General features: G+C 61.3%; 20 protein-coding genes and 1 pseudogene. 10 read left to right on the top strand and 11 right to left on the bottom strand.

The window, feature by feature from the left end; translation table 11 throughout:
- Positions 1-30: 30 nt before the first annotated feature.
- Positions 31-4,707, bottom strand: a complete 4,677-nt coding sequence (locus VUN82_19395; protein ID XAS71227.1) for a VCBS repeat-containing protein — start codon at positions 4,705-4,707, stop codon at positions 31-33.
- A gap of 305 nt (positions 4,708-5,012) precedes the next feature.
- Between VUN82_19395 and VUN82_19390 the strand changes: the two are divergent.
- The 6 genes and pseudogenes from VUN82_19390 to VUN82_19365 all read left to right on the top strand — a co-directional run bounded on the left by VUN82_19390 (position 5,013) and on the right by VUN82_19365 (position 13,852).
- Positions 5,013-5,507, top strand: a pseudogene (locus VUN82_19390) (2-oxo acid dehydrogenase subunit E2).
- A 210-nt stretch (positions 5,508-5,717) separates the two neighbouring features.
- Positions 5,718-8,147, top strand: a complete 2,430-nt coding sequence (locus VUN82_19385) for a S8 family serine peptidase (GenBank protein XAS71226.1) — start codon at positions 5,718-5,720, stop codon at positions 8,145-8,147.
- Between the two features lie 108 nt (positions 8,148-8,255).
- Positions 8,256-9,143 carry an MBL fold metallo-hydrolase gene (locus VUN82_19380; GenBank protein ID XAS71225.1) on the top strand — a complete coding sequence of 296 codons (888 nt, stop codon included), beginning with the start codon at positions 8,256-8,258 and terminating at the stop codon, positions 9,141-9,143.
- Positions 9,144-9,259: 116 nt separating this feature from the next.
- A complete protein-coding gene (locus VUN82_19375) occupies positions 9,260-10,426 on the top strand; it encodes a hypothetical protein (GenBank protein XAS71224.1) in 1,167 nt (388 codons plus the stop codon).
- Between the two features lie 98 nt (positions 10,427-10,524).
- Positions 10,525-12,531: a cell wall anchor protein gene (locus tag VUN82_19370; protein ID XAS71223.1), complete on the top strand. Its 2,007-nt coding sequence runs from the start codon at positions 10,525-10,527 to the stop codon at positions 12,529-12,531.
- 103 nt (positions 12,532-12,634) lie between these two features.
- Positions 12,635-13,852 (top strand): MFS transporter, encoded by a 1,218-nt coding sequence (locus VUN82_19365; GenBank protein XAS71222.1) that lies wholly within the window; start codon positions 12,635-12,637, stop codon positions 13,850-13,852.
- A 50-nt stretch (positions 13,853-13,902) separates the two neighbouring features.
- Here VUN82_19365 and VUN82_19360 read toward each other — a convergent pair whose 3' ends face one another.
- The gene (locus tag VUN82_19360; protein ID XAS71221.1) at positions 13,903-14,313 is read right to left on the bottom strand and encodes a hypothetical protein; all 411 of its coding nucleotides are present in this window, start codon (positions 14,311-14,313) and stop codon (positions 13,903-13,905) included.
- Positions 14,310-14,879, bottom strand: coding sequence for a hypothetical protein (locus tag VUN82_19355; GenBank protein XAS71220.1), 570 nt, complete (start codon positions 14,877-14,879; stop codon positions 14,310-14,312). Before VUN82_19355 ends, VUN82_19360 begins: the two co-directional genes overlap by 4 nt.
- Positions 14,880-14,981: 102 nt before the next feature.
- Here VUN82_19355 and VUN82_19350 point away from each other — a divergent pair, with 102 nt between their 5' ends.
- The 3 genes from VUN82_19350 to VUN82_19340 are packed head-to-tail and all read left to right on the top strand — an operon-like array spanning position 14,982 to position 17,420.
- On the top strand, positions 14,982-15,704 hold the full coding sequence (locus tag VUN82_19350; GenBank protein XAS71219.1) for a phosphatase PAP2 family protein: 723 nt from the start codon (positions 14,982-14,984) through the stop codon (positions 15,702-15,704).
- On the top strand, positions 15,701-16,375 hold the full coding sequence (locus VUN82_19345) for a response regulator transcription factor (protein XAS71218.1): 675 nt from the start codon (positions 15,701-15,703) through the stop codon (positions 16,373-16,375). The genes VUN82_19350 and VUN82_19345 overlap by 4 nt, the downstream gene beginning before the upstream one ends.
- A complete protein-coding gene (locus tag VUN82_19340) occupies positions 16,368-17,420 on the top strand; it encodes a HAMP domain-containing sensor histidine kinase (protein ID XAS71217.1) in 1,053 nt (350 codons plus the stop codon). The genes VUN82_19345 and VUN82_19340 overlap by 8 nt, the downstream gene beginning before the upstream one ends.
- Before the next feature lie 5 nt (positions 17,421-17,425).
- On the opposite strand, the gene VUN82_19335 is transcribed toward VUN82_19340, so the two are convergent.
- The 5 genes from VUN82_19335 to VUN82_19315 all read right to left on the bottom strand — a co-directional run bounded on the left by VUN82_19335 (position 17,426) and on the right by VUN82_19315 (position 20,634).
- Complete coding sequence (locus VUN82_19335) at positions 17,426-18,178, bottom strand: ABC transporter permease (GenBank protein XAS71216.1); 753 nt, start codon at positions 18,176-18,178, stop codon at positions 17,426-17,428.
- Between the two features lie 65 nt (positions 18,179-18,243).
- The gene (locus VUN82_19330) at positions 18,244-18,765 is read right to left on the bottom strand and encodes a hypothetical protein (protein ID XAS71215.1); all 522 of its coding nucleotides are present in this window, start codon (positions 18,763-18,765) and stop codon (positions 18,244-18,246) included.
- Positions 18,762-19,415 (bottom strand): signal peptidase I, encoded by a 654-nt coding sequence (locus VUN82_19325; GenBank protein ID XAS71214.1) that lies wholly within the window; start codon positions 19,413-19,415, stop codon positions 18,762-18,764. Before VUN82_19325 ends, VUN82_19330 begins: the two co-directional genes overlap by 4 nt.
- Before the next feature lie 31 nt (positions 19,416-19,446).
- On the bottom strand, positions 19,447-20,070 hold the full coding sequence (locus tag VUN82_19320) for a SipW-dependent-type signal peptide-containing protein (protein XAS71213.1): 624 nt from the start codon (positions 20,068-20,070) through the stop codon (positions 19,447-19,449).
- Between the two features lie 33 nt (positions 20,071-20,103).
- Positions 20,104-20,634, bottom strand: a complete 531-nt coding sequence (locus VUN82_19315; protein ID XAS71212.1) for an alternate-type signal peptide domain-containing protein — start codon at positions 20,632-20,634, stop codon at positions 20,104-20,106.
- A 211-nt stretch (positions 20,635-20,845) separates the two neighbouring features.
- Between VUN82_19315 and VUN82_19310 the strand changes: the two genes are divergently transcribed.
- On the top strand, positions 20,846-21,097 hold the full coding sequence (locus VUN82_19310) for a hypothetical protein (GenBank protein ID XAS71211.1): 252 nt from the start codon (positions 20,846-20,848) through the stop codon (positions 21,095-21,097).
- Positions 21,098-21,130: 33 nt separating this feature from the next.
- Here the strand turns inward: VUN82_19310 and VUN82_19305 are convergent, their stop codons facing one another.
- The 3 genes from VUN82_19305 to VUN82_19295 all read right to left on the bottom strand — a co-directional run bounded on the left by VUN82_19305 (position 21,131) and on the right by VUN82_19295 (position 25,034).
- Positions 21,131-22,012: a phosphatase PAP2 family protein gene (locus VUN82_19305; GenBank protein XAS74744.1), complete on the bottom strand. Its 882-nt coding sequence runs from the start codon at positions 22,010-22,012 to the stop codon at positions 21,131-21,133.
- Positions 22,013-22,351: 339 nt separating this feature from the next.
- Positions 22,352-23,299: an acyltransferase family protein gene (locus VUN82_19300; GenBank protein ID XAS71210.1), complete on the bottom strand. Its 948-nt coding sequence runs from the start codon at positions 23,297-23,299 to the stop codon at positions 22,352-22,354.
- Entirely contained in the window at positions 23,229-25,034 is a 1,806-nt protein-coding gene (locus tag VUN82_19295; protein ID XAS71209.1) for a non-ribosomal peptide synthetase, read from the bottom strand. The genes VUN82_19300 and VUN82_19295 overlap by 71 nt, the downstream gene beginning before the upstream one ends.
- Positions 25,035-25,192: the final 158 nt, after the last annotated feature.

Here is a 25,192-nt window from a genome sequence, read left to right as displayed (position 1 = left end):
CCTACGCAGCCCGGATTTTAGTTGGGGCAATTACAGGAGGGCGTTCATGACATTCCAGCCAAAACCCACGTGTTGCGCTGCGAGCCAGCCACCGGAACCGTTGCCGGGGTAAAGCCACAGCACACCAGCCCCGTCACGGGCCAAGACATCGGCCTTGCCGTCCCCGTTAAAGTCCCCTGCGCCCGTAAGAGCGTTCATGACATTCCAGCCAAAACCCACGCGTTGCGCTGCGAGCCAGCCACCGGAACCGTTGCCGGGGTAAAGCCACAGCACACCAGCCCCGTCACGGGCCAAGACATCGGCCTTGCCGTCCCCGTTAAAGTCCCCTGCGCCCGTAAGAGCGTTCATGACATTCCAGCCAAAACCCACGCGTTGCGCTGCGAGCCAGCCACCGGAACCGTTGCCGGGGTAAAGCCACAGCACACCAGCCCCGTCACGGGCCAAGACATCGGCCTTGCCGTCCCCGTTAAAGTCCCCTGCGCCCGTAAGAGCGTTCATGACATTCCAGCCAAAACCCACGCGTTGCGCTGCGAGCCAGCCACCGGAACCGTTGCCGGGGTAAAGCCACAGCACACCAGCCCCGTCACGGGCCAAGACATCGGCCTTGCCGTCCCCGTTAAAGTCCCCTGCGCCCGTAAGAGCGTTCATGACATTCCAGCCAAAACCCACGCGTTGCGCTGCGAGCCAGCCACCGGAACCGTTGCCGGGGTAAAGCCACAGCACACCAGCCCCGTCACGGGCCAAGACATCGGCCTTGCCGTCCCCGTTAAAGTCCCTCTTCGGAGTCACCACGAACGGGGTGGCCTTGAACGTCGCAGACCAGGACGCGGCCGCACCGACAGCAAGAACATAATCAGTCTTCGCTTTCGCGGTCACCATCACGGTGCCGACCGCCGGAAATGTTCCGGCACCAACAACCTTCCCACCGACGAGGTAGTCCACCCCCGCGGTAGCAGGAACGGCATACACATCGTCCTTCGTGCCGTCCCTGTCCGTAAACACAACCGCAGCCGGAGTCACCACGAACGGGGTGGCCTTGAACGTCGCAGACCAGGACGCGGCCGCACCGACAGCAAGAACATAATCAGTCTTCGCTTTCGCGGTCACCATCACGGTGCCGACCGCCGGAAATGTTCCGGCACCAACAACCTTCCCACCGACGAGGTAGTCCACCCCCGCGGTAGCAGGAACGGCATACACATCGTCCTTCGTGCCGTCCCTGTCCGTAAACACAACCGCAGCCGGAGTCACCACGAACGGGGTGGCCTTGAACGTCGCAGACCAGGACGCGGCCGCACCGACAGCAAGAACATAATCAGTCTTCGCTTTCGCGGTCACCATCACGGTGCCGACCGCCGGAAATGTTCCGGCACCAACAACCTTCCCACCGACGAGGTAGTCCACCCCCGCGGTAGCAGGAACGGCATACACATCGTCCTTCGTGCCGTCCCTGTCCGTAAACACAACCGCAGCCGGAGTCACCACGAACGGGGTGGCCTTGAACGTCGCAGACCAGGACGCGGCCGCACCGACAGCAAGAACATAATCAGTCTTCGCTTTCGCGGTCACCATCACGGTGCCGACCGCCGGAAATGTTCCGGCACCAACAACCTTCCCACCGACGAGGTAGTCCACCCCCGCGGTAGCAGGAACGGCATACACATCGTCCTTCGTGCCGTCCCTGTCCGTAAACACAACCGCAGCCGGAGTCACCACGAACGGGGTGGCCTTGAACGTCGCAGACCAGGACGCGGCCGCACCGACAGCAAGAACATAATCAGTCTTCGCTTTCGCGGTCACCATCACGGTGCCGACCGCCGGAAATGTTCCGGCACCAACAACCTTCCCACCGACGAGGTAGTCCACCCCCGCGGTAGCAGGAACGGCATACACATCGTCCTTCGTGCCGTCCCTGTCCGTAAACACAACCGCAGCCGGAGTCACCACGAACGGGGTGGCCTTGAACGTCGCAGACCAGGACGCGGCCGCACCGACAGCAAGAACATAATCAGTCTTCGCTTTCGCGGTCACCATCACGGTGCCGACCGCCGGAAATGTTCCGGCACCAACAACCTTCCCACCGACGAGGTAGTCCACCCCCGCGGTAGCAGGAACGGCATACACATCGTCCTTCGTGCCGTCCCTGTCCGTAAACACAACCGCAGCCGGAGTCACCACGAACGGGGTGGCCTTGAACGTCGCAGACCAGGACGCGGCCGCACCGACAGCAAGAACATAATCAGTCTTCGCTTTCGCGGTCACCATCACGGTGCCGACCGCCGGAAATGTTCCGGCACCAACAACCTTCCCACCGACGAGGTAGTCCACCCCCGCGGTAGCAGGAACGGCATACACATCGTCCTTCGTGCCGTCCCTGTCCGTAAACACAACCGCAGCCGGAGTCACCACGAACGGGGTGGCCTTGAACGTCGCAGACCAGGACGCGGCCGCACCGACAGCAAGAACATAATCAGTCTTCGCTTTCGCGGTCACCATCACGGTGCCGACCGCCGGAAATGTTCCGGCACCAACAACCTTCCCACCGACGAGGTAGTCCACCCCCGCGGTAGCAGGAACGGCATACACATCGTCCTTCGTGCCGTCCCTGTCCGTAAACACAACCGCAGCCGGAGTCACCACGAACGGGGTGGCCTTGAACGTCGCAGACCAGGACGCGGCCGCACCGACAGCAAGAACATAATCAGTCTTCGCTTTCGCGGTCACCATCACGGTGCCGACCGCCGGAAATGTTCCGGCACCAACAACCTTCCCACCGACGAGGTAGTCCACCCCCGCGGTAGCAGGAACGGCATACACATCGTCCTTCGTGCCGTCCCTGTCCGTAAACACAACCGCAGCCGGAGTCACCACGAACGGGGTGGCCTTGAACGTCGCAGACCAGGACGCGGCCGCACCGACAGCAAGAACATAATCAGTCTTCGCTTTCGCGGTCACCATCACGGTGCCGACCGCCGGAAATGTTCCGGCACCAACAACCTTCCCACCGACGAGGTAGTCCACCCCCGCGGTAGCAGGAACGGCATACACATCGTCCTTCGTGCCATCCCTGTCCGTAAACACAACCGCAGCCGGAGTCACCACTATCGGCGGTGCGACGGTGAAGTTGAGTGCTTGGAAATCGACGCCTCCTGAAAGGGCGGTGTCGCTCCTGGTGTCGGTCATGTTGCCGGCCAAGTCCGTGAATTGTGCGGACAAGGTTCCCACCGACGCGGTATTCACCCCTGGCCAGGAAAGATTATCGACAGGTTCGCCAGCAGCGGTTCCGGAGGAGATTCGTCCACTGGTGGTGATGTTGTTGCTGCGCACGTTAAGAGTCTTGAAGCGCCCATCAGGTGCGTACATGCCGAACGACATACTCGAGATCGGATTGTCGTCAGTGGCAGTCCAATTGATCCGCGGGATATCCCCCACACGAAGTGTTTTTGCAGACGCCAGCGAAGCCGAAGACAAAGCGGGCTTCGTCGTATCCGCCACGGTTCCTGCGACGGTGAAGTTGAGTGCTTGGAAATCGACGCCTCCTGAAAGGGCGGTGTCGCTCCTGGTGTCGGTCATGTTGCCGGCCAAGTCCGTGAATTGTGCGAAGGTGACTCGGTATTCACCCTCTGGCCAGGAAAGATTATCGACAGGTTCGCCAGCAGCGGTTCCGGAGGAGATTCGTCCACTGGTGGTGATGTTGTTGCTGCGCACGTTAAGAGTCTTGAAGCGCCCATCAGGTGCGTACATGCCGAACGACATACTCGAGATCGGATTGTCGTCAGTGGCAGTCCAATTGATCCGCGGGATATCCCCCACACGAAGTGTTTTTGCAGACGCCAGCGAAGCCGAAGACAAAGCGGGCTTCGTCGTATCCGCCACGGTTCCTGCGACGGTGAAGTTGAGTGCTTGGAAATCGACGCCTCCTGAAAGGGCGGTGTCGCTCCTGGTGTCGGTCATGTTGCCGGCCAAGTCCGTGAATTGTGCGAAGGTGACTCGGTATTCACCCTCTGGCCAGGAAAGATTATCGACAGGTTCGCCAGCAGCGGTTCCGGAGGAGATTCGTCCACTGGTGGTGATGTTGTTGCTGCGCACGTTAAGAGTCTTGAAGCGCCCATCAGGTGCGTACATGCCGAACGACATACTCGAGATCGGATTGTCGTCAGTGGCAGTCCAATTGATCCGCGGGATATCCCCCACACGAAGTGTTTTTGCAGACGCCAGCGAAGCCGAAGACAAAGCGGGCTTCGTCGTATCCGCCACGGTTCCTGCGACCGTGAAGTTGAGTGCTTGGAAATCGACGCCTCCTGAAAGGGCGGTGTCGCTCCTGGTGTCGGTCATGTTGCCGGCCAAGTCCGTGAATTGTGCGAAGGTGACTCGGTATTCACCCTCTGGCCAGGAAAGATTATCGACCGGTTCGCCAGCAGCGGTTCCGGAGGAGATTCGTCCACTGGTGGTGATGTTGTTGCTGCGCACGTTAAGAGTCTTGAAGCGCCCATCAGGTGCGTACATGCCGAACGACATACTCGAGATCGGATTGTCGTCAGTGGCAGTCCAATTGATCCGCGGGATATCCCCCACACGAAGTGTTTTTGCAGACGCCAGCGAAGCCGAAGACAAAGCGGGCTTCGTCGTATCCGCCGCCAGAACTGGCGATGCGAACGTGCCAACACCGAGCACGGTAGCAACACAAATGGCAAGGAAGCGTGTCACTCTGTGCACTTATAACCCCCAATATTGACAGGAACTTGAACGTTCATTCATCCTATTGGACACTTGCAGGTCAGTTCGCCCCCTGGTAAATATTCGCGCGAAAGCAACTCTCCCGTCACGGGGACACATCCTGACAGCGAAGGATAAAGTTTCAAGGGATTACTTTTTGGTCCGTGCAGAGCTGCAAAGGGAAATGGCTCACATGGAGTCCGATTCGATGCTCGGTAACCACGGCATCATGTCCGGGTACACCACCGCGTGCCGGTGCGAGGAATGCAAGGCCGCCCAATGCACCTACACAGCCGCAAAAGTACCCGGCCCTGAACACGCGCTTTGAACTCGGGGAAGACGGCTCCCAGGAGATCGTCGGTTTTGACGGAATCAACCTCGGTTTCGCAGCACAGACAGATCGCGGTCTCGTGGTCCCGTCTGTTCGGAACGCACACCAGTTGAGCGCCCGCGAGTTGGATGCCGAGATCCGCCGTCTGACCGCCGTGGCGCGTGACGGCAAGGCAACCCCAACCGAACTCGGCTCAGGCACGTTCACGCTGAACAACTATGGTGTGTTCGGAGTAGATGGCTCCGCCGCGATCATCAACTACCCGGAGGTTGCGATGCTCGGCGTGGGTCGCATCATCGACAGGCCGTGGGTAGTCGACGGTCAGCTTGCCGTCCGCAAGGTTACCGAGTTGACCCTTGCCTTCGACCACCGGGTGTGCGACGGCGAGACCGCGGCCGGCTTCCTCCGGTACGTGGCCGACGCCATCGAGAACCCGGGTGGAGCGCTCGCGGATATGTAGGCGCGAGACAGACAGCCAAGCTGCGCGACCCCGATTCGGTCAATCGGGGTCCTACTCTTTGCCCGGCAAATCCTCGACAAATCCTCGCAAAAGACTTGGCCGAAAGTGCTGCCACCTCTGCGTACAATTTTCTGTGGGGGTCAGCTGGTGGTCTCCAGTTGCCCGCGACAAGCCATACCGAGCTCAGTCGCCGTTCTAGGATGCCCAACCATGGTAAAAATCTCCCCACTGCGATCCTTGAGGACCGTCGGCTTCGCGCTGGCCACACTCCTCATTACCGGGGGACTGGCCGTACAGCCGGCAGTAGCGGGAGATAGTGACATCATCCCGAGCACCCCACAATCACTCCAGGCGGCACCCGAGGCGGCAACGGACCAGTTCATCGTCGGGCTGCGCGACAACTCCAAAGCGGCTGCGGCTACGGCTGCCGTGGAGCAGGCTGCAGGTCGCGCGGCCATGAAGCTCGGAGTCGTTGCCCAGAGCTCGCACCCGAACGCAGCGGGCGGCCAGGTCATCAAACTTGCCAAGGCCCTTTCCGGGACAAAAGCCGAGGATTTCCTGAAAACCCTTCGTGCGGATCCCAACGTTGCCTACGCCGAAGCCGACGACATCATGCAGGTGACGGCTGATCCGAATGATGCCTATTACTCCTCGCAGTGGGATCTCTCGGAGGATTTGGCCGGCATTCGACCTTCCGGGGCGTGGCAATACAACCATGGTGAAGGCGTAGTCGTCGCAGTAGTGGACACCGGGATCACCAGTCACGTGGATCTCGACGCCAATGTACTGCCCGGCTACGACATGATGTCCGACGCCGCCGATGCCCGGGACGGGAGTGGCAGGGACGCGGATCCTACAGATCCCGGGGATTGGTCAACAGCAAATGAATGCGGGGTGGGCAGCCCGCAGATAAATTCTTCCTGGCATGGAACCCACGTGGCAGGCACAATCGCTGCCATCGGCAACAACACTTACGGTGTAACCGGTGTTGCCCCGAAGGCTGAGATCCTTCCGGTTCGGGCGCTGGGTGCCTGCGGCGGGTACTCATCGGATATCGCAGATGGAATCATTTGGGCGGCAGGCGGCGTTGTTACCGGGGCTCCAATCAATCCCAACCCGGCGCGCGTCATCAACCTCAGTCTCGGTGGCATCAAGCCGTGCTCTGACACCTACCAAAACGCGATCAATTACGCCCATAACGTTGGGGCCGTTGTAGTAGTTGCTGCTGGAAATTCCAGTCGTCCCGCCGCCGATTCCAGTCCTGCAAACTGCCCGAATGTCATCGCCGTTGCCGCCAGCGACAGGACCGGGGCAAAGGCGTCGTACTCCAACTACGGGAGCGCCGTTGATGTAACTGCTCCCGGGGGCGAGATGAGTTCCTCGGCCTTGAACGGTATCTTGTCCACCTACAACTCAGGGACAACCACGCAGGGCACGCCCGGCTATGCGTTTATGCAGGGAACGTCCATGGCGGCCCCTCATGTGGCAGGCCTTGCGGCTCTCCTTTTTTCGGCAGAGGGCGTTGTTCTCACCCCGGAGCACCTGGAACAGCAACTGAAGGACTCGTCGCGACCACTTCCTGCTGGCTGCCCTGCCGGATGTGGCGCCGGTTTGATTGATGCCACCGCAGCGCTCACCACATTTGGTGGGCACCTTCCGGTGACGCCTGCGCCGGTAGTATTCACAGACCGGGACGGTACCTCGAACGATACCTACACGATTCCCACCTCGGCCGGCGTTGAATATTTGGTAGGCGGAAAGGTTCTTGCCCCTGGCACATACGCGGGCAGTGGGGCAGTGACTGTTACTGCAAGGGCTCTTGCGGATAATGCGTTGGTCCCGGCAGTAGTGGTTGAGTGGAAGTTCACCTTCAAGAACTCAGTTCAAAAAATCACTGATTTCGACGGCGACGGCAAGAGTGATGTCCTTGCCAGGGACAGCGGCGGTGTTTTGTGGTTGTACCCGGGCAACGGTTCTGGTGGCTGGCTTGCCGCCCGCAAGATCGGTGCAGGCTGGAATGCCATGACGTCCATTGAGTCACCCGGTGACTTCAACGGTGACGGCAAGATGGATGTCATCGCGCGGGACGCGAACGGTGCTTTGTGGCTGTACCCAGGCAACGGTTCCGGTGGCTGGCTTGCCGCACGTCAGATCGGTACTGGCTGGAATGGGATGGCCGCGATCGAGGCACCCGGCGACTTCAATGGGGACGGCAAAGCAGATGTAATTGCCCGCGATAACACTGGTGTTTTGTGGCTTTACCCGGGCAACGGTTCCGGTGGTTGGCTTGCTGCCCGGCAGATTGGTTCCGGCTGGAGTGTTATGACCGCTATTGAGGGCCCCGGTGATTTCAATGGGGACGGCAAGGTTGATGTTCTTGCCCGCAATGGATCCGGTGTTTTGTGGTTATACCCTGGCGACGGCTCGGGTGGTTGGCTTGCTGCCCGCCAGATTGGGTCCGGCTGGAACGTCATGACCGCTATTGAAGGCCCTGGGGACTTCAATGGGGACGGCAAAATTGACGTTGTTGCCCGTGACGGGTCCGGGGTTTTGTGGTTGTACCCTGGCGACGGCTCGGGTGGTTGGCTTGCTGCCCGCCAGATTGGGTCCGGCTGGAACGTCATGACAGCCATCCTCTAGTCCGGCACCGAGTTCACCTGCCACCGGGTCATTCCGGCTTCTCCCAGCTGCGCATGGGTAGAATCGAGGCCTGAACATCGCCGGATTGCACTGGATACGGAGAACTCATTGTCAGCTTGGCATGAACTTGGCACGGACAACTACGTCTTGGAAACCGAGGGGTCCTTACTCAACACCGGGCTTGTGGTGGGCAGTGAGCTCGCCATGGTCATCGACACCGGATGTGGCCCGCGCCAAGGCCGCGAGATCCTCGCTGCTGTCCGTGAAAAGACCCAGCTTCCGCTGGTGGTAGTGAACACCCACGCGCACTACGACCACTTCTTTGGTAACGCTGTTTTTGCCGACGACGGCGTGACAGAGTTTTGGGCGCACGCCAACTGCGCGGCAACCATAGAGCGCGACGCCGACAACCAGCGTCGCTTCGTCGCCACCAACGAACCGGAGATGGCCGCGGGGGAGGGCGACGCCGTCGACATCGTTGTTCCGAACGCGATCGTTGGCGACCAGCCCGTTCTGGTGGACCTCGGCGGAATTACGGCCACGCTGTTCTATCTGGGCCGCGCCCACACCGACGGTGACCTCTTGGTGGGTACCAACTCAACGCTGTTCGTGGGCGACCTCGTCGAGCACGGCGCTCATCCTTCCTTTGAGGACTCGTATCCCGAGGAATGGGCCGACGTCCTCCGGCACATCTCCGCTTTGCGTCACCGGTACGAGTTCCTGGTTCCGGGTCACGGCAAGCCTGCGAGCGACGAATTCGTCAAGACCATGGCCGACACCATGAGCACTGCTGTGCGACAGGCAACCCAATCCATCCGCGATATGCCCAACGATGCAACCAAGGCCATCCCGGTGCTGCCTTATGGACCGGAGCAGTCGCGCTGGTTCATCAAACGGCTCCAGGAAACCAATGCCCAGCATGGAAGGGCTGCTGGCGGATCCCTGGCAACGCCCGACTTTGGACCCGAGAAGACTGGCTTTTACCCTTCTTCATAAATGAAGGTTACTGACAAATTTGTCATCTTGATTACCGCCTCCCCATGGACTATTGGGCAACACCAGTCCTAGGATGAAATCGACCATCGGTTTGCGGCTACCTGGGGGGTGTCGAGATGAAGGCCATTCGCGTAATTCCGCGCGCTACTCAGATTCTCCGCTCCGTCATGATCGCTGGCGCCGGTACCGCAATTTGGATGGCATTGTCCGCGACGGCTGCCAGCGCCGATTCCGGCATCACTGATAACCATTCGCTGTTGGGCGGAGTGACGTCTTCAGTGTCGTCAGCCGTTTCATCAGCCGACACCGCCAGCAGCCAAACCAATAAGACACTCAGTGCTGCAACGGGTGCGGTCAAGAAGGCGGCCGCGTCCGTTGCAACTTCCGTGGGGCCTAACCCCTCCGCAGCGGTCGTCACTGTCCCGGTTCCGAACGTACCCCTGCCGGCTCCCGCCAAAGCGGTTGTCCCGACGCAACCGATAACCGTGCACGTTCCCTCTGTAACCCCGGTGGTTAAGCAGGTTGCGGAGTCCGCGGACAAAGTCATCGCCAAACTACCCGTGGTTAACCGGGTAGTGCCCAACGACACGGTCGGCAACGTTGTGGATACGGTGGTTAAACCAGCCACGGGTACCATTGACCACGCCGTCGAGGCGGTTGTTCCTCCGGTAAATAATGTCCTGGAACCAGTTGGCCTGGACCCGGTCACGGGCGTGACCAACCCTGTTGTGGCCCCAATTGTTGAGGTCATCGACGGTGTCCTCCCGCCTGTCGGCAACGCCTTGCCTCCGATTGCTGGACCCGGGAGCCTGCTTCCACCGCTCCTGGGCGGCGGTGGCCCTATGCTCCCCGCGACGCCGGGTGCTGGAGCTGCGCTGCCGGCCGCCGTCGGGACTTCACCAACGGCTTCAGCCGGCGGTTCGGGGACCGAATCCGCTGGCCTGCCCCTCGGGACAACTCCGCCCACCCTCAATGCCGACGTTTCACTGACCTTTGCTCTGGCGCGAGGTTTTGCCCCTGCTTCACCTGGTGCCGTAATCGGCGCCTCTGTCATCGTCGAACCTGAGGTTCCAGCCGAGCTGCCGGCCGACCCGGAAACGACACCTCTTGGTGTCACCGGCGCGGGCTCGGGTACCTCACAAAACGGGCCGCCGAGCCCTGCCGCAGCCTTCCTGCATGGGGCGCTAATCGTTCCTGCAGACACACTTTCTGGTCCAGCAGCGGCCAGCAATGAAGATCATCCAAAGCCGGTTTCTTTCGATCCCGGCTCATCTCCTGACTAGTTCCCCAGCCCAGCCGCGCCTCTACATGCGGCCGATGGTTAGCCGGACGATCCGTCATCGGACGTCTTTGGGAACAAGACCTTCAGGAGAAGATCACAATGAACTCGACAATTCGCAGGTGCCTGATCGGCACATGCTTTGCCGGAGGCTTGATAGCCCTCGGCGGGACCGCGGCCAACGCGGCAGATACGACCAGTGGAAAGGACGGAACCCTTTCCGGTACACAGGTGGTGGCACCGGTGACAGCGCCAGTCAGCACAGGCGCGACGTCACTAGCCCTGGTGGGAGATTCATCCTCAACCACAAAGGCGCCCGCAGCCGCTCCGGCTACGGGGGCGGCGCCAGCTGCAAGCACCAACGGTTCCAACGGCGTTGGCTCCGGGACACAGGTAGTCGCGCCCGTAACAGCGCCCATAAACCTGGGCTCGTCATCAGTGGGTCTGCTGGGGGGCTCCACTGCGACGGGCCCAGCCAAACCTGCCGCTCCAACTGCACCAAGCAGTTCGACGACGGCGGCTGGCACCAACGGTACTGGCGGCACAGCCTCCGGTACCCAAGTAGTTGCACCGGTGACGGTCCCCGTAACTGTGGGATCGACGTCGACGGGTGTCCTGGGGGACTCATCGGCAACGACAACACCAGCAGCAACAACAGGTTCTGCGCCGGCCCAAGCGCCTGCGCAGGCAACAACGTCGGGGGGAGAAGGCATCGCATCCGGCGCTCAGGTAGTGGCTCCGATATTGGTCCCTGTTAACATCGGAGCCACTGCCGCGGGTGTGGCTGCAGATTCAACAGCCACGTCCGGCGCACCCTCGAATACAGGCAGCGCGCCTGCTGCCGCTACGCCCGGAGCTACTACCAATGGATCGGATGGCGTTGCTTCCGGGACTCAGGTGGTTGCTCCGGTTACCGCTCCGGTGACTGTTGGTTCGACGTCGGCGGGTGTGCTGGGCGATTCGTCAGCCAGCACTGCCGGTACTTCCGGCGGGACTGCACCGGCGGGAACGTCGGGCGCTACCACCAACGGTTCTGGTGGCATTGGCTCCGGGACCCAGGTGGTTGCTCCGGTTACAGCTCCGGTGACTGTTGGTTCGACGTCGGCTGGTGTGCTGGGCGATTCGTCGGCTGGCACTGCTGGCACCTCTGGCGGGACTGCTCCCGCGGGAACGTCGGGCGCTACGACCTCCGGGTCCAAGGGCATTGGCTCCGGGACTCAGGTGGTCGCTCCGGTTACCGCTCCAGTGACTGTTGGTTCGACGTCGGCTGGTGTGCTGGGCGATTCTTCGGCCAGCACTGCCGGTACTTCCGGCGGGACTGCTCCGGCTGGGACCTCGGGTGCTACCACTAATGGATCGGGCGGCGTCGCTTCCGGGACTCAGGTGGTTGCTCCGATTACAGCTCCGGTGACTGTTGGTTCGACGTCGGCTGGTGTGCTGGGCGATTCTTCGGCCAACACTGCCGGTACTTCCGGCGGGACTGCTCCGGCGGGGACCTCGGGTGCTACGACTAACGGTTCTGGCGGCATTGGCTCCGGGACCCAGGTCGTCGCTCCGATTACGGCTCCTGTCACTATCGATTCCACTTCGCTTGGCATCGGTGGCGCTTCAGTTGGAGCCATCACGCCACCGGTTGTGAATCCTCCGGTAGTGAATCCTCCCGTTGTGAATCCGCCGGTAGTGAACCCGCCGGTTGTGAATCCGCCGGTCGTCAACCCTCCCGTTGTGAATCCTCCCGTTGTGAATCCTCCGGTAGTGAACCCTCCCGTCGTCAACCCGCCGGAGGTTAGCCAGCCTGCTGGTAGTGGAGGACTTGGCATCGACACGGGCACCAACAATCCGGGGACCGAAATTGGGGGTCCCGGATTCGGGAACGCTGGCGTCGGAACCACCGGCGTAGGGGCCGCTCAACTAGGTGGCAGCGTGGTGACCGCAGGCGGCACTCAAGGTGTGCTGACAGCAGGCGCCGCGACCGGCGTCGGGAGTTCCAACTCTCTGGCCACGACGGGATTGGACGGCAGCTTCACCCTCTGGGCAGTCGGCCTTCTTCTCATGGGCTTGGCACTTTCAGCAGCCGGACGTCGGAAGGCAACCGCTAACCGCATCTAGTCACCTGGACGAGGCCTAGTCTCGCGAGCAGTTGTTGCGGTTCCGGACTTCCGGAACTGCGACAACTGCGAGGCGGCTGGGTTGGAGTCCTAGGATGAAGGGGATGACAACCACCCAGCAAGACCAAAACTTCAGCCTCCGCAGCATTGCTTTACCGGCCTTCGGGCCTGCGCTGTTGTTCTGTATCGGCGAGGGGGCGGTTCTTCCGGTGATCGCGCTCTCGGCGCGTGATCTTGGAGCATCCGTGGCAGTCTCCGCGTTGATCGTGACGCTGATCGGCTTGGGGTCCTGGCTCTTCAATATCCCGGCATCGCTCATCACTATAAAGTTCGGCGAACGCTGGGCAATTGTTGGGGCAGGTGCCGTAGGAGCCCTTGCCCTCGGTGCGGCAGCTTTCGCTCCACAGATGGAGCATGGGATCTGGTTGCTCGCCGCGGCCATGACATTGGTGGGTATGTCTGCGAGCGTTTTCAACCTGGCCCGCCAGAAGTACCTCACCGAGGCAGTTCCGGTGATGTTCCGCGCCCGTGCGTTGTCCACCTTGGGCGGCGTTACGAGGATCGGCATCTTTATCGGACCGTTCATCGGTGCCGGCGTGATGCAGTTCGCGGGAATCAGCGGGGCGTACTGGGTTGGCTTTGTCGGGATGATGGCCGCTGCTGCTTTGTCGCTCACCATCCCGGATCTGGTGGCTCCCGATACGTCCGACGGCGGACCAGTCATCCCGGCGTCAACGCTGAGAAATGTGGCTGCTTCCCATGCCGGTGTGTTCCTGTCTGTGGGCTTCGGAATTCTGCTGCTCAGCGCTCTGCGAGCCTCGCGCCAGGTGGTCATCCCGTTGTGGGCCGACCACTTGGGCATGGATGCCACGCAGGCATCGCTGATCTACGGACTCTCCGGCGCAATCGACATGTTGGTGTTCTATCCGGCCGGGAAGCTGATGGATCGCAAGGGACGGCAGTGGGTGGCGGTTCCTTCCACAGTGATTATGGGGGCGGCGTTGATCCTCATCCCGTTTACTGGTGGGTTCGTTCCGTTGCTGTTGGCTGCCCTGTTGATTGGCTTTGGCAACGGCATCAGTTCCGGGCTCATCATGACATTGGGCGCCGACTTCTCACCGGATAACGGAAGGAGCCACTTCCTTGGCATCTGGCGGTTCATTGCCGATTCAGGTGCAACGGGTGGGCCGGTGCTCCTGTCCGCCCTGACTGCTGCCATTTCGCTCGCAGCTGGCGTCTGGGCCACCGGCGTCCTGGGCTTCGCAGCGGCAGCGGTGTTCGCCGTCGCGATCCCTCGACTGAAACATCGGCGGAACTACTAGCCGCGCTCTATTCAGCCGGACTAGGAAGCCGCTTTCTCCACGGCAATGGGTTAGTCGGGTAGGGCTCGAACCATGTTGTTGCGTTTCTCGTGGGTCAGTTCGACCAGCCCGAGTTTTTCGAGCAGCGGCGGGAGGTACATCCCAAAGCGGCCGCGGTATCCCTTGCGCAGTCCGTACCACCCGGATACTGGGTTGGCCGGGTCCCGTCCCCATGCCTCGACGCTCCCGTCCGGCGCTGGTTTGCTCTCATCAGCTGCACCCAGGGGCACCCAGTCCTGCTGTTCACGGAGCCAGTTGGACAGATCCTCGATGGCCCGCAGGTGATACTTCAGCGTTGTCGACCCCACCTGGCAGACAAGTGCTGGCGGGTCCGACTCCGGATCGCGGTACATGGAGTACTCCGACGAGCCCGGTGCCGTGAACAGCACCCATGGGTCTTCTTTCGTTCCTTCAGCAGTCATGACCAGTCCTTTCCCGCATCTCCGGTTTCAGCGTAGCGCCGGAGCGAACGTCCCCGAAAAATCTCTGCCGCGCCGTATCCCAGGCCAAGGACAATCATGCTGCCCAGCCACGCCGTCGACAGGAAGATCAGGACCATCCAGTTCCTGTCCTCGACAGGCTTAAGCGACTGGCCCGCGACGACTACTTGTTCCCCTGCGGGGCGCGCTACCACTGCCATCCGAAGACCGGGCTCCGGCTGCCAGGTCACAGCATCGGATCCGGTCCGCCGTGCCGCCTCGAGCACGCCGTCAGGAAGGACGGGAAAGGATCCATGAAGGGCGGCGGTGCCGGACATCGGCTTGTTATCTGCCCCGTAGACAATGACGAAGACACCGCTGTCAGGATTCAATTCCAGCGGCGGCGTACTCGGCGCCGGCGAACCAATGGCTTCAACCCGTGCCGCAGCAGCAGCCGTCGGCGCATCATTCGCTGCCCGCCGGCCCAATTGCTGCAGCGTGACATAGGCACTTCCGAAGATCAGAGTGACGATGATGGCTGCGGCCAGCCAACCGATGACGCGTTGCATTCCTTCATCATGGGCTCAATCCGGCCGGGACACACTTCTTAACGAGTTCTTAATTGCCCTCGCGGAGGATTGGAAGAACGATACGTCCTGCCGAAGGGTCCCATGTTCCCGCAATCCACACCTGGCTCCGTACCAGTCCAGCGGCTGCCCGCGCCCAAACACTGGCTGGCCGTTGGGCTTATTTTGGTGGCAGTCGTCATCGCCGTCGGGCTGACGGTCCAAATCGTGCCAGGCTTCACGTCGGCTGAGCTGGCTGTGGATCAGAACTTCAGCCGCAACCATAACCCTGTCCTGACCGGTTTAGCCCTGGCCTTGAATCTGCTGTTCGAGCCTGTGGTGGGAGCGCTGGTGGTGCTCGCCACAAGTCTGTATCTCCTGCTGATTCGACGTTCGGCACAGAAAGCTGTGCTGTTTGCCCTCACGGTGGGTTCGGGATGGTTGAGCTGCCAACTGTTCAAGGTGGTCATCGGCAGGATCCGGCCAGACCCGGCACTCTTGTTGGACCCGCTGGCACCGGAGCCGGTATCCAACAGCTTTCCCAGCGGTCACACCTGTCTGGCCGTCGCCCTGGTTTTGGGAGCGTATTTCCTGGCCCGGGGTAGCCGCGCGGAGAAGCCGGTTCTCTGGACAGGAATGATCCTCGCAGCGATCGTCGCATGGTCCCGTGTCTACATCGGCGCGCACTATCCACTGGATGTCATGGCATCGTTTCCGGCAACCATTGGCGTCGTCGTGCTGATGGCTGGTCTCTGGAACCGTCAAGCACCCTCGATCGTGGCCCGGTACCAGTCCGCGAGAGACCGGCGCGCAACAATGGATTCGTGATCACTGAAACCAAGCCATCCCTGCTCCTGGTGGAAGACGACGTCGTCCTCGGGCCGCTCATCGCCGAGCTCCTCGAGCCGGACTACCAGGTTCACGTCGCCGTCGACGGCCATGAAGGCCTGCATCGGGGACTCTCCCGGATCTGGGACGTGATGGTGGTCGACCGGGGCCTGCCCGGCATGGACGGCATCGCGCTGATTGCCGCGCTCAGGTCCAAGGGGATCGCCACCCCTATCCTCATACTCACGGCCCTCGGCGCAACGGAGGAGAAGGTCAGGGGACTCGACGCCGGCGCGAATGACTACATGACCAAGCCCTTCGACATCTTGGAACTGGGGGCCCGGCTAAGGGCGTTGACCCGCAGCTACCAACAAGAGTTCAAGACCTTAAGTATTGGAGACTGGGAACTGGACACTTCTTCCAGGTCCATCCGCTCCGTTCACGGATTCCTCGCCTCATTGACCGCCAAGGAGAGTGAATTGTTGGCCACAATGGCCGCGCAACCGGACCACGTGTTCACACGGGAAGAGCTCATCAATGCCACCTTGAGCCAAGGTGAACTGCCCGGAGTGATCGACACCTACGTCCACCACCTGCGCAGGAAGATCTCCAGATCAGTCATCCGTACCGTCCACGGGGTGGGTTACCAGATCGGCGAAGCGAATGACTAAACATCCTGCTCCTTTGGACCAGGACCAGGCAGTCCTGCGTAGGGCCTCCATGAGAATCGCTCTTCGCATCAGTGCCGCCTGCGCCGTTCTGGTTCTCTGCCTCCTGGCGGCCTCTACGCTCTACCTGCTTAACCAGTCCGGCAGCCCGGAACCGACTGAACCCGGCGCCGTGTACGCCTATCTTGATACCAACGATCTGATCAAAGCCATGATCATCGCAGGGGTCGCCGGCATCCTTCTGGCCGGGGGCATTGGCTGGCTCAGTGCCCGAAGCGCGATCCGTCCGCTGGGCGAAGCGCTGGCCATGCAGCGGCGCTTCGTCCAAGACGCGAGCCATGAGATGCGCACACCCTTGGCCATCCTGGACGCCAGAATTCAACTGGCACAGCGTGGCACAACAGTGGATTCACCCTTTGGGCAGGCGTTGGCGCGGATCCGCGCTGATACATCCGCGCTGACCGCGATTGTCAATGAGCTGCTGGATTCCGCCACCGGAACAGGACAGGAACCGGACATTGCCCTGACCAACGTCGCCCGTGTTGCCCAGGATGTTGTGGACAGTATTCACCAGTTGGCCGTTGGCCGAGGCATCACCCTGGATTGTTCCAGCATGGGGCAACCGCAGGCGCTCATTGATCCTCAAAGATTGCACCGCGCAATCCTGGGTCTGGCCGAGAACGCACTCGTCCATACGCCAGCCGGAGGCCACATAATGGTCGCCACCAAGGTGGCCGGCGGCCAGGCCATGATCACCGTGAGCGATACGGGCCCAGGCATCACCGGCATTGACCGGGCCCGGATCTTTGACCGTTTTGCTCGAACAACCCATCTTGGCCTGGGCCAGCAGCAGCGCAGTTTCGGAATCGGGTTGTCCCTTGTCCGCGAGATCGCCGCCGCCGCAGGAGGCTCTGCGGACGTGGCCTCCACGGGCCCGGACGGTACCTCCATGAGGATCACACTGCCCTTGGCAACGACAAAGCCAGGACTCCCACGGGAAGGTACAGCCCAAAGCTCGGTCCGCCGTTGGCCTTCACGACGCCGGTAATCGAATCACCGGTCCAGCGGCGCCGGACGCACCCGAACAGCGGCACGGGAAGCGATGACTGAAACGGCGGTGAAGGCACCGGCCGCCATGATTCCGGCCAGGACCACAATCTGGAACCTCCCGGCTTCAAGGGGTGAAACGCCGCCGAAGATCGCCCCGACGAAAGCACCTGGAAGAGTTACCAGCCCCGTGGTCTTCGTTTGGTCGATGGAGGGAATCAACGCTGAATAGACGGCGCGACGGGCCAACTCCAACGTTGACCGGCGAGGTGTTGCACCCAGGGCCAACCACCCTTCCACTTCCTCCCAATGATCAGTGACGGCCTCCGAGAAACGGCGACCCGCCAGAGTCGCCGTGGTCATGGCGTTGCCGATGATGATGCCACCCATCGCCAATGCATAACGTGGAGTCAGCTCAACCGCGCCAGTCGCGAAGATGATGCCGAGCGTCACGGCGACGCCCAGACCCATGGATCCCCCAACGAGGCCAAGGGTTTTCCAACTCCACCCGATACGCCGGGCAGCAGTCGTCGCAGCCACAGCGAACATGACCAGCAGTGCCAGCGCCACGAAGCCGGGACTTGAGATGACACCGCTGAGGATGACGCTGATAGCCGCCAACTGAATCGTCCCCCGCACGATCGCCAACGCTGGCGCCCACCTGTAAGGCACTTTATAGGCGGTCAGCACTGCCGCGGTCAGGATCACGAGGAGGCCGACACCCAGCAAGGTCGGCCCCAAGGCCTCGATCGTCGTCATCCGGTCAGCCTATCGAGGACATGCAAAATGCTGCCCGGATTGCTCTGTCACGGCGTCGACCCGGGCTACACCGGACAGCTCAGGAATTTTCCATTGCCGGAGAGCTTCAAACGACGTAGCTCGCCCGTGGCTGTGGTCCCAGTGTTTTGCAACGCCGTCACCTGAACGTCGACTTCAGGGTTGTGGCCGTCAAGGATGGCGGCGGCGAAGATAGGACTACTAGGTGTCAAATTCAATGTCGCAGACGGAGGCAGCACCGGAATGGAGACGTAGACGCTGCTGGTGCTCATCTTGCCGCCGACGGTCATCACTGTGGGGGAACTCAGCCCGGCGGTGCTTATCCGGACAGTACTTGTGGTGATCTGCGTGCAGGTCAACGTCAATACGACAGGCGCGCTGGGAGTTGGGGTTGGTGTGGGGGTAGGCGTGGGCGTTGGCGTTGAAACGGCGGCTCGAACCGTCATGGTTGCGTTGGAGCTCTGCTCCCACAACCCGAATGCGGACGTTCCGCCGATGCCCACCAATACGGTCAGGCAGAAAAGGCCAACCGCCCAGGCTTTGGCCGAGGGGCCAGTTCCCTGCTTCACGCAGACTGCCTTTCCTTTCGCGAGCTCCGTGCTTCCCGGAGCATGGTGAACCCACCGTAACCGATCAAGCCCGCCGCGCCCACAGCCAGCCACAGTGAGCGGTCGCTGTTGCCCAAGGCGTTCGCGACGAACCCCACGAACGGCACCGCGTACAGCAACTTACCGCGCACCTGGATCTCACGAACGGGCTCGGGATCCGCGACGTCGTTGTTGTCACCCTTGGTGGTGACTGTCTTCTCGCCCGTCTGCAGGAACCCGAAACCAACGATCCTGTGCGTGATCACACCAGGCTTGCCCGATTCGATCTGGTACGTAATCACGTCGCCGAGCTTCAGCTCGTCAAAATCAGCTGCCTGCGAAACGAGGAACGTGCCCGGTGCGTACTTTGGTGCCATGGAGTTGGTCAGCACCGAATACGTCTGCGAGCCGGTTACCTTAGGCACCATGATCAGCACCGTGACGGCCAGGAGCGCAAGAGAAAGAAGTAGGACTCCGAGTCCCCGGCCGATGCGGGCCAGTACCCGTGCGTTGGAAGAACGTTCTGAGGAAAGCCGGCCGGCTTCCTTCAGTTCCCCATTTTCGGGTTCGACTGCGACGGACGCGTCGGCGTCAGATTCCCCAAATGCGGTGTCAATCGTCGTTTCCAGCATTAGCTCATCAAGGCTATTGCGATCTTTCAGGCTACTGGGCGCAACCATTGGGAACCCCACATTTCTGACGGGCGTGCAGCGGAAGAGTGATTGAGACGGAATTTCCCTCGACGCTGGAAGGTGCGGCAGCGTCCAGGGTCACCTTGAAGCAGAGTGTGGCGGTGGCACCTTTGGCGATTGCCGGCGTCGTAAATCCTGCCCCGGTCAAAGGCTGATAGCCGCTGGCCGATGAGCATGCGGTGCTCGACGCGGCGCTGGCGGCAGTCACAGTGAGATAGCCGGCCATGGTGCCCCCGGATACGTTGCTGACAGTAGGCGCCGTAGCGGTGACGGTGATGTCAAAGACCCCACCGGCGTCGCTGGCGTTTCCGATTCCTATGGACGTGTAAACGGAGCTGCCGCGGACCAAGTCCGCCAGGGGCGCCTGTGCCGTGGTCAGTGCCAACGTGGTCGCTTGGTCGTTGACGGTCATGGGCACCGAGGACCCGGAAGGGCTCCCTGTCAGGTTGACGGTAAAACTGGATGCTTTGACCGTGCCCGGCTGGGCAACAGCGGTAGCGGACCAGAGTGCGTACGTACCTTGAACGGCCATGAGCCCCAGGAGCACGGCCGCGACCAAAAGGCCAGCCGTCTTGATGCTCCTGGGGATTCTCATTGACACTCCTGTTGAAGTTGTTGCGGGGCAGGACTACTGGAGGCCGGACTGCTGGACCTGTGTCAGGGTGAAGGATACGTTGCCCAGATTCCTGCTTGCGTTGACGTCCGTGCGGGTTGAGGTGCTGGACTTGAATTCGAAGGTGATGCTCGCCGTGACATGCTGCGAAGTGGTGAGGGGGTTGGCGATGACGTCCCCGTCAGCGTCGGTCAGTTTGGGCGAGGTGACGGTGACGTTGGTGGGATCGAATCCTGCGCCTGCACCGGTGTTCGTGGCGACGAGGTTGGCTGCCATCTTGTCGCCGGTGAGGGTGACGTCCAGATCCTGTGTGTAGGTCAGGAGATCGCCGGGAACCACAAGGTACGTGGCGAGGTTGACCGGGTTGCCTGCGCGGTCGGTCCAAACGCCGGTTGCGGCCTGGACGTTCAAGTTGCCAGCCACGATGGTGCCTGCTGCTGCGGAATCCGAAGCGTTCCACCAAGCCAGTGTTCCTCCGCCACCCAGGAGCAGTGCTCCACCAAGTGCCAGTGCCGCTGCGCCTTTAAGCATTGTTGTGTTTTTCACCGTGAGACCTTCTTTCGTGTTGTTGTGGCTTCTGCCTTGCGTTTACTTTCGCGGTCTCGGATCAAGGGTCCATGCGGCGCTGGCTCAAGGTTGGATCAAGTTTTTCCGGGTTTGAAACCGAAGATGTTGCAGCCCCGAAATAATCCGTAAAGGTGTTTGTAATCTCGTAAAAATATGCTTGACGCACTGAGGGAATCTGCCCAGTGTGGGAATGTACTCAACCATTGAAGGGGCGGCGCTGATTGCTATGCACATCAAGGAATTCTGGAATCAACTTTCACCGGAAACGCAGCAATGGCTTATCGATAATCCGGGAAGCATGATCATCCCGCGCACCCAAACGGCCATCCTGAACAACGAGACGGGTGAGGATAGCCCTGTCGACGGGCATGGAGGCACCTTGCTTACGGAAGAGGACCGGGACTTTATCCGCGCCCAGGCCCGGCGTATCGAGCCGAAGTAAGCTGCCGCCGTCGAGCCTTAACGCCCTGGTGCTTTAGCGCTTCCTGGCCGCCAGGCCGAACAGCCACGTCCCGCCAAGGGCTGACAGGTACCCGGCAACCACAATGAACGCAGTCCCGGCCCAGAAGTAGTCAACGGTGCTGTCCGGGCTGAGTCCCGGCATGACCTGGAGCAGTGAGTAGCCGGCGACGATAGCTGCCAGGAACAAGGCAATGGCGGTCAACCACACCCAGAGTCGCGACGCTGCCCAGTGCTCGCCGTAGCCTTTCCAAACGTTCCAGCTGGTGCCGCTGCGAAGGATCAGCCATCCGGCAGGAAGCATGACGGCGCCCACCACGAGGAAGGCGGCTACGACGTCGGAGGGCCGATGCCATTGGTTGATGAGTGTCGAAACGCCGGTGGCCACGGCGAAGGTGCTGCCGAGGAAACCTGCCAGGGGTCGCCAGCGGGGCGAGACCATGAGGAAAACCGCAGCAGCAGCAGAGGCTGCCAACGTTGTGTGGCCAGAGGGGAGGGAGTTGAGTTCAAGTGTTTGAACTCCGCGATCGGGCCTGTCCGGGATAAACAACTTCAATACCTGCGTAGCCAGGTTGGCAGCAATGCAGGCAGCCACGGCAATTCCGGCAGCAGTCCAACGGCGACGCGCAACGGTCACGAAGAGCACCACGATGATAGCGATCGCCAGTGACAGGATGGGAAGCATATCCAGGAATTTGGTGGACGCCCTGCCCGCAGATCCGCTCAGTTCAGTGGCCTCAACCAATGCGGACTCGTCGATGAACTGGCCCATGGTGGTCCGCACGAAGAAGTAGTACGTGACCACCAAGCCCAGGATGCTGGCGACTGTACCCAAGCCAAAAAGCAGTCCTGTACCGACGCCGGGCTTGCGACCTTGTGCTGACCGGTCAGGGGACATCGCTATGGGGCGGGACTGCTGGGAACTCATTGAATCAAGACTGCCACAGTTCGCTGAAAGGCTCATGTGAGGACGCGTCGGGCGCGGCGCACATACCGGCGCATACCAATAAGGTGCCTTATGGTCAAGGGCAGATGAGCCTATTCTTAACGTATGGAACCTACTACAGGCCTGATGCTGGCGTTGCTGGCTGTGATTGTCTGGCTGGGGATCACCATTGTGCCGCTGATGCTGTTGGCTCCGTCGCATTCCCGGGAGGAAGATGGGGCCTCCTCGAATCGGAGGGGCCACCGTGATCGCAAGAGGGCGTTTTCGGGCGCTCGACCGGTCTTCTCACACTCATCCGCCAGCACGCGATCGCTGCGGCATCCTCGCGTCCAGCACTGAAATCCTGTCCGGCTTTGGAAGCCTGTCCGGCCCGGAATCGCCATCCGGCCGCGGGCCGGGGGCATTGAAGTGGCGCCGCCTTTGGCGGTCACGCAGCCACCGCTCTACGCTGCCCATGGCGCGCGTCGCCGTAGCCCAGTAGGCCACACCCACCAGCAATGACGCCGCGAGGGCCAACCCTTTGTGGGTCTGTTCAAAGAGCGGATACACCAGCCAGTGCGTGACGTAGATATACAGTGATGCGCTGGCCAGCAGAGCCGTGATGCGGTGTAGGCCGCGCGGCACGGGCAAGGTTGGAATCCAGAGAAGGATGAGGAAACCTACCAGGATGGTCGCGCTGCGGTGTTCGTTGCTGAAGGACCCGGGGATCGTGAGTAGGGCGAAGGTGGTCATCGCAGCGCGTTGCCACCACTCCCGCGATACAGCCGCAGCCCATCCGAAGGCGAACAACCATAAGACAGGCCCTTGGCCGGGGTAAGGCAGCTCGATGATGTCGAAGCGCTGCAGGAGGTCGATGCCGGCCAGCGCGAGTGGAAACGCCCACGGCCATCTGCGTGCCGCGCGGTCCACAGCGGGGATAGCCAGCAGGAGAGCCAACCCGATCAGGATATGAACCAGCACTTCAACGAACCAGAAGCGGGACATATCCGTCCACCCCTGGGGACCAACGATTGAGTTCAACAAGAACACGTTGTGCCAGCCGTAGTCGTCAGTGACGGCAAAGGCGACGCCGATGACCAGGACGCTGGGTACGGCGATCCGCACGACAGCGCGCAACTGCCTCCGGAGCCGTTCGCGCCTGGATCCCGTCAGCTGGAAGCGGGCAAAGTTATAGCCTGCCACTGCCATCAGCACGTGGGCGGTGCCTTCCCAGGAGAAGAACTTGATGTGCGTGGCCACGATGAAAATGATGGCCACCGCGCAGCACGATCCCCGTCTCCATGCGTGCTGTCAGCTTTCCCCGCCAGTTCCGGAGAAGTGCTTTGGCGCGCGCCTCTTCATGGGCTGGATGGGCTTCGGCTTCGCGTGCCGGGACAAGCTCGCAAATGGGCATGAGGTGCCAGCCTTGCGGGATGCGGCCAAGTGCACGCTCAAGCCTTACCGACGCCGCCACGTAGGAGAGCGAATCTCCGCCGAGGGAAACGAAGCTATCAGTCTCTGTAATGTCCGGGCGTTCCAGGACCTCAGCGAAGATCTCGAGCACGGTCTCTGTCCCGGGGATTTCTGTCCTGGGGTGGGTCTCCGGCTGCTCCGGCTCAGTCTGCGCAGACAACGCAAGGATGGCCGGGTAGTCAGGCTTCCCGTTGCCGAGCCGTGGAATGTCTGGGACTGAATGCAGTTGGACGGCCGCGCGGGGGACACCTAGATCTTGCGCAAGGGTCTTGGCCACCAAGGCAAGATCGTGGTGGCCTTCCACTGCGACAACCACAACATTATCTGAACCAGCGGCAGCGGCGGTGAGGCCAAGGTCTGCAAGGAGTCGCTCAACACGTCCCAGGTCAACGCGGAGTCCAACGATCTTCACGAAGCGGCTGCGCCTGCCCACAATCTCATAGAGTTCATTAGGTCCGAGTCGGGCAAGGTCGCCGGTGTGGAGTTCGGTGATTTCGCGGCCAAGGGCCAGGTCTTCGGACTTCTCGGCGTATCCCAGCATGACGTTTGGCCCGGTGTAGACGAGCTCCCAGTCATCCAAGCCCGGCACTGGTTCGAGTCGGAATTCTCCTCCAGGAATGGCGACGCCGATGGCATGCGGATGCTCCGCCGCCAGATCCGGTGGCAAGTACGCCATGCGGGCTGTGGCCTCGGTCTGCCCGTACATGACGAAAAGGTCCCAACCGCGCTCGCGGCCCAACTCTGCATAGGATCGGACGCGCTCGGGAGCCAGACGACCTCCAGCCTGGGTGATGTAGCGCAGGCTCGGAACATCCATGTGCTCGAATCCAACACGGTCCAGAAGCTCGAAAGTGTAGGGGACGGCAGCGAACGAGGTCACGCACTCGGTACGGACCAGGTCCCAAAAACATGGATCCACTACGGAGAGGTCTGTCAATGCCAAAGATGCGCCCACCAGCAAATGGCTGTTCACCACGCTCATCCCGTAGCAATAGGAGAGGGGAAGTGTCGTGGCGGCAATATCGCTGGGACGCAGGTGCAGGTACTGTGCGATGGCCTCTGCGTTCGCCTGGATGGAAGCCGCGGAAAGGCGAACGAGTTTCGGCGAGCCTGTGGAGCCTGAAGTGCTCACCAAAAGTGCCAGGTCCGGGTGCAGTTGGTGTGCCGTCTCATGGCGGCGCACGTCCAGGACAGGCTCGCCGTTGGAGGACCGCGCAATGACGTCTGGATCGTAGGCGGCAATGAGTGTTTCGGCTGCTTTTCCGCCGCCGACCGGCAGGATCAGCAGCGGATGGCCCGATGCCAGGGCCGCGAGATACATGGTCAACGACGGCAACGTGTTGTCGGCTTCAAGGGCAATGAGACGGCGCTCAGGGCCGAGTTGGCGTGCCATGTCCTCTACGCGCGCGGCTAGATCGCGGTAGCTGATGGAGCTGTGCCCAGTGTTGATGGCGGTGCGGTCGCCGAACGACGCCAGGTTGGTGGCGAACGAGATTCGGGCAACATCCGGTTGGGTAGTCACGAAAGACTATGTAACAAGGTAAACCTAACCTAACTCAACTGGATAATGCCTCGGCGAAGAATCATGACGTGGCTCCGGCCCTCCGGTTAGGGCCGGGCGGTGGGGTGAGGTTGGTGCAACATTCCCGTGACGATTGACACGTGTTAGGTAGCAGGAAT

The sequence above is a fragment of the Micrococcaceae bacterium Sec5.1 genome (assembly GCA_039636795.1).
Taxonomy (GTDB): domain Bacteria; phylum Actinomycetota; class Actinomycetes; order Actinomycetales; family Micrococcaceae; genus Arthrobacter.
This window is presented reverse-complemented; position numbering and strand designations above follow the sequence as displayed.